At 65.9% G+C, this 5138-nt stretch carries 4 protein-coding genes; 2 read left to right on the top strand and 2 right to left on the bottom strand.

The window, feature by feature from the left end:
* Both C2U70_RS10705 and C2U70_RS10700 read right to left on the bottom strand, forming a co-directional pair.
* Positions 1–609, bottom strand: a 609-nt coding sequence (locus tag C2U70_RS10705) for an AAA family ATPase (protein WP_140977973.1), incomplete at its 3' end; no start/stop codon positions are given.
* Complete coding sequence (locus C2U70_RS10700; protein ID WP_186294176.1) at positions 606–2012, bottom strand: DegQ family serine endoprotease; 1407 nt, start codon at positions 2010–2012, stop codon at positions 606–608. The genes C2U70_RS10700 and C2U70_RS10705, both read right to left, overlap by 4 nt.
* Positions 2013–2323: 311 nt before the next feature.
* On the opposite strand from C2U70_RS10700, the gene C2U70_RS10695 reads away from it, so the two are divergent.
* Positions 2324–3934: an OprO/OprP family phosphate-selective porin gene (locus C2U70_RS10695; protein WP_140977972.1), complete on the top strand. Its 1611-nt coding sequence runs from the start codon at positions 2324–2326 to the stop codon at positions 3932–3934.
* Between the two features lie 114 nt (positions 3935–4048).
* Positions 4049–5062 carry a zinc-binding alcohol dehydrogenase family protein gene (locus tag C2U70_RS10690; protein ID WP_140977971.1) on the top strand — a complete coding sequence of 338 codons (1014 nt, stop codon included), beginning with the start codon at positions 4049–4051 and terminating at the stop codon, positions 5060–5062.
* The last annotated feature ends 76 nt before the right edge of the window (positions 5063–5138 follow it).

Raw genomic sequence — 5138 nt, 5'->3', positions numbered from 1 at the left:
CGCGCGCGCCTCGGCATCGAGCGGCAGTTTTTTGCCCTCGATCTCCTCGGCATGCGCAAACAGCTTTTCGATCGCGGCCGCATCGAGCGAATGAAACACCAGCACGCGGGCGCGCGAGAGCAACGCCGCGTTGAGCTCGAAGGAGGGATTTTCGGTGGTGGCGCCGACCATCACCACGGTGCCGTCTTCCATCACGGGCAGGAAGGAGTCCTGCTGCGCGCGGTTGAACCTGTGCACCTCGTCGACGAACAGCAGTGTGCCCTGCCCCATCTCGCGACGGGCCCGCGCAGCATCAAACGCCTTCTTCAGGTCGGCGACGCCGGAGAAGACAGCCGAGATCTGCTCGAAATGCAGATCGGTGGCATCGGCCAGGAGCCGCGCCACCGTGGTCTTGCCGGTGCCGGGCGGGCCCCAAAACACCAGCGAGCCCAGCGTGCGCGTCTCCAGCATGCGCGTCAGCGCGCCGTCAGGGCCAAGGATGTGGTCCTGGCCGACGACCTCCGACAGCGTGCGCGGACGCAGCCGATCCGGCAGCGGATGCGGGGCCTCTTGCTCGAGCCCCGCGGCCGCGAACAGACTTGGCGTCTCGCGCGGTCGCTTCGGACTCATCCGCCCAGCGTGACGTTGATCTGCTGGCCGCCGCGCACCACGGTGATGCGCCAGAGCCGCGGCTGATCCTTCGCCGCCTTCTCGAGATCGGTGGTCCTGGCGATCTTCTGGTTGTTGATCGCGAGGATGATGTCGCCCTTCTGGAAGCCGACATTCTGGGCGGCGGTGCCGTCACCGATGTCGGTGATCACGACGCCCTCTGCGTCGCCGTCCAGATGCAGCTCATCGGCGACCGCCGGCGTGATGGTGGAGACCTTTGCGCCCTGGAACGGCGAGCGCGTGGTGATGACGAGCTCGTTGCGGCCGGTGTCGGGCGCCGCTTCGAGCTGCACCGTGAGCTTAATCGGCTTGCCCGCGCGCTGCACGTCGAGCTGCGCCGTGCCGCCAAGCGGACGCGTGGCGAGGCGGTAATCGAAAGCGTTGAGATCGTCGATCGCCTGCCCGTCGATCGCCGTGATCAGGTCGGAGGATTTCAGACCGGCCTTCGCCGCAGGGCCGTTCGGCACTACGCTTGCGACCAGCGCGCCGCTCGGCGTGCGCAGGCCCAGGCTCTCCGCGAGGTCGGGCGTCACGGTCTGCAGCCGTGCGCCGAGCCACGGACGCTTCACCGCCTTGCCGCCGCCCTTGGCGGTCGTGACGACGACGCGCACCATGTTGGAGGGAATCGCAAAGCCGATGCCCTGCGAGCCGCCGGAGCGCGAATAGATCGCGGTGTTGATGCCGGCGAGCTTGCCGTTCATGTCGACCAGCGCGCCGCCGGAATTGCCGGGATTGATCGCGGCATCGGTCTGGATGAAGAACTGGTAGTCGGTGATGCCGACCTGCGTGCGCGCGAGCGCCGAGATGATGCCGTGGGTCACGGTCTGGCCGACGCCGAAGGGATTGCCGATCGCGAGCACGACGTCGCCCACCATCAGCTCGTCGGAGTTGGTGAAGTCGAGGGTCGGGAATTTCTCCCTGGTGTCCTTCAGCCGCAGCACCGCAAGATCGGTGCGGGAATCCTTGAGCAGGATTTCGGCCTCGAACTCGCGCTTGTCCGACAGCGAGACCTTGACCTGGTCGGCGCCCTCAATGACGTGGACGTTGGTGACGACGAGGCCGGAGGCATCGACGATGACCCCGGAGCCGAGCGAGCGCTGCATCTGCTCGGGCTGCTGGCCCGGCACGCCGAAGAAGCGGCGGAAGATCGGATCGTCCAGCAGCGGATTGCGGTTCTGCACCACCTTGGCGGCATAGACGTTGACCACCGCCGGCTGCACCCGCTGCACGATCGGCGCATAGGACAGCTTGATCTCGGCGGGCGATGACGGAACCCGGCGGTCCTGCGCCAGGGCCGGATCGAGGCTCGCCAGAAGGGCAATGCAGGTGGCAGTGAAAACGGCGGCGCGTATGGGTCGAAACATTCCTACCTCTCGGAAAAGACGCCGGAATATAGGCGCGTTCGCCCCCCAATTGAAGGGCAGTTTCCCCGCATAATTGGCCCCTCCCCGCGCCGGAAGATGCAAGCCATGCGCTGATCCCACCCCAGCCGGCGCGCTGGTCCGCATTGGCATGACGAGCATCATCTTGCATGATCGCGGCGGCAGATTCGGTTGCTGCGAATTTGCATCAGCGGGAACCGCGCCCTCCGGGCGTATCGTCGCGGAGCAGTCACCGACCGGACCTACGATTTCAGGACTTGGGGAAGTTCATCCGACAATTGGGGAGCAATGCCATGACGAGGAAACTTTTCACAACAGCACTGGGGCTGGCCGGCGCATTGGCGGCCTCACAGGTTCAGGCGCAATCGGCAAGCAATAGCGATCAGGAGATCGCGCTGCTGAAGCAGCAGTTGAAGATGCTGGAGCAGAAGCTCGACAATCTCCAGAAGCAGACCGCAGCCAACACCGCGGCGACCGCGAAAGCGAAGGTGGAGGCCAAGGCCGAAGCGAGGGCTGAGGCGAAGGCGGAAGCGCGGGTTGCGGTCGCCAATGCCAACGCCGCCATTCCCGTCAAGGGCCCGGCGCCGGCATCAGGCGTCGTCGTGACGATGCCGAACAACCGCCCGACGATCTGCACCGCCGACCAGGCCAACTGCGTCGCGATCACCAGCCGGGTGCATTGGGACGTCGGCGGCTACGACTATCGCCCCAACACGGCAGCAACCGTGCCGCAAAAACTCGACAGCGGCGAGAACGTCCGGCGCGCGCGCATCGGCGTGACCGGAAAATTCTTCAACGACTGGAATTTCGCGCTGATCTACGATTTCGGCGGCACGTCCGACGGGTTCGGTGGCGCCGCGCCGGGATCGCTGCCGGGCGGTGGCGTCTCCGGCGTCGAGAATGCCTATCTCAGCTACACCGGCCTCAAGCCGTTCGGGGGCAAGATGGCGGTCGAGGCCGGCATCATGGACCTCCCCTACACGATGGACGAGGCCACCAGCTCCAACGACATCATGTTCATGGAGCGCGCCTCCTCCGGCGTGATCGCGGCCAATATCGCGGCCGGCGACTTCCGCTCCGCGGCCGGCACGCGCTGGTACAATGACGTGTTCTGGGCCGGCGCCTATGTCACGGGACCGACCACCGGTGCGATCCACTCGGCGTCGAGCGCGGCACCGGCCGGCACATCCGAGCAGTACGGCGCGGTCGCCCGCGTCGCAGGCCAGCTCGTCAGCGGCAAGGATTACTCGATCCACCTCGGCGGCGATGCGCAATGGCTGATTCAGCCGCCGCGCAACCTGATCGCCAATACGCAGACGGTGACGCTGAGCGACCGGCCGGAGCTGCGCCTCGATCCGACCACGCTGATCTCGACCGGCGCGATCGCGAACGCGTCCGGCGCGCAGGTCTACAGCGTCGAGGCGGCGGCAACCTACGGGCCGCTCATCCTGCAGGGCGAGTATTTCTGGTTCAACGTGGATCGCACCGCCAATACGGGCCTGCCGCCGTTCGGCGCGCCGAGCCTGCGCTTCCAGGGCGGCTATGCACAGGCCGGCTACGTGCTGACGGGTGAAGGCCGCACCTACAACGCGGCGAACGCGGCCTATAACGGCGTCAAGCCGGCGCATCCGTTCTCGCTCGACGGCGGCGGCTGGGGCGCGTGGGAAATCGCGGGACGCTTCTCGACGATGGACCTCAACAACCAGCTCGGCACCGCGACCGGCATCGCCGGCGGACGGCAGACCGTCTACACGCTGGCGCTGAACTGGTACGTCAACGGCAACGTCCGCTTCATGCTCGACTATTTGCACGGCACTGTGGCGAGGCAAGCCTCGCCGGTCGCGACCGCGGATGTCGGCGCGAAATTCGACGCGGTCGCGATGCGCACGCAGTGGGCGTTCTGAGTGCAAACGAGGTTCGGGAGCGGCTCGGTCGCTCCCGACAGGACTTGCAAAGTCGGCCCTACCCCGACAGTTAGAACGGCAGGGGATCACAGACCTGATTGATGGAGAAGAGGCATGAAGGCCGTCGGCTACAAAAAATCGCTCCCGATCGAGGACGCGGAGTCGCTGATCGATTTCGAGACCACAAAGCCTGATGTGAAGGGACGCGACATCCGCGTGGCCGTGAAGGCGATCTCGGCCAATCCCGTCGACTACAAGGTGCGCAAGCGCGCCGCCCCGCCCGAAGGCGAGTTCAAGATTCTTGGCTTTGACGCCGCCGGCGTGGTCGATGCCATCGGGCCCGACGTGACGCTGTTCAAGCCGGGCGACGAGGTGTTCTACGCCGGCTCGATCCTGCGCCAGGGCACCAACTCGGAATTCCATCTCGTCGACGAGCGCATCGTCGGCCACAAGCCGACGACGTTGTCGTTCGCGCAGGCAGCCGCCCTGCCGCTGACCTCCATCACCGCCTGGGAATTGCTGTTCGACCGGCTCGGCGCGGTGCCCGGCAAGAGCAACGATCCGCGCACGCTCCTGATCACCGGTGGCGCCGGCGGGGTCGGCTCGATCCTGATCCAGCTCGCGCGCCGCCTCACCGGCCTCACCGTGCTTGCCACCGCGACGCGACCGGAGTCGCAAAAATGGTGCCTCGATCTCGGCGCGCATGCGGTGATCGACCATGCCAGGCCGATGAAGGAGCAGATCGAAAAGCTGAAGCTGCCGCCGGTCGCATTGGTGGCAAGCCTCACCTTCACCGATCAGCACTACAAGGCGATCGCGGAGTTCATGGCGCCGCAGGGCAAGTTCGGCCTGATCGACGATCCCCCGGAATTCACCATGAGCGCATTCAAGGGCAAGGCGATCTCGGTGCACTGGGAATCGATGTTCACGCGCTCCTCGTTCCAGACGCCTGACATGATCGCGCAGCATCATTTGCTCGACGACGTCGCCGACCTCATCGACAAGGGCGTGCTGCGCACCACGCTCGACCAGACCTTTGGCACCATCAATGCCGCCAATCTCAAGCGCGCGCATGCGCTGCTAGAGAGCGGAAAATCGCGTGGCAAGATCGTGCTGGAGGGGTGGTAGGAGAAACACACTCCGTCATGGCCGGGCTTGTCCCGGCCATCCACGACCTTTCCCGCAGCGCCAAGAACGTGGATGC

It is taken from the genome of Bradyrhizobium guangdongense, from assembly GCF_006483445.1.
GTDB lineage: Bacteria > Pseudomonadota > Alphaproteobacteria > Rhizobiales > Xanthobacteraceae > Bradyrhizobium > Bradyrhizobium guangdongense_A.
The sequence above is the reverse complement of the archived record's forward strand: the minus strand, read 5'-3'. Positions and strand labels throughout refer to the sequence as shown.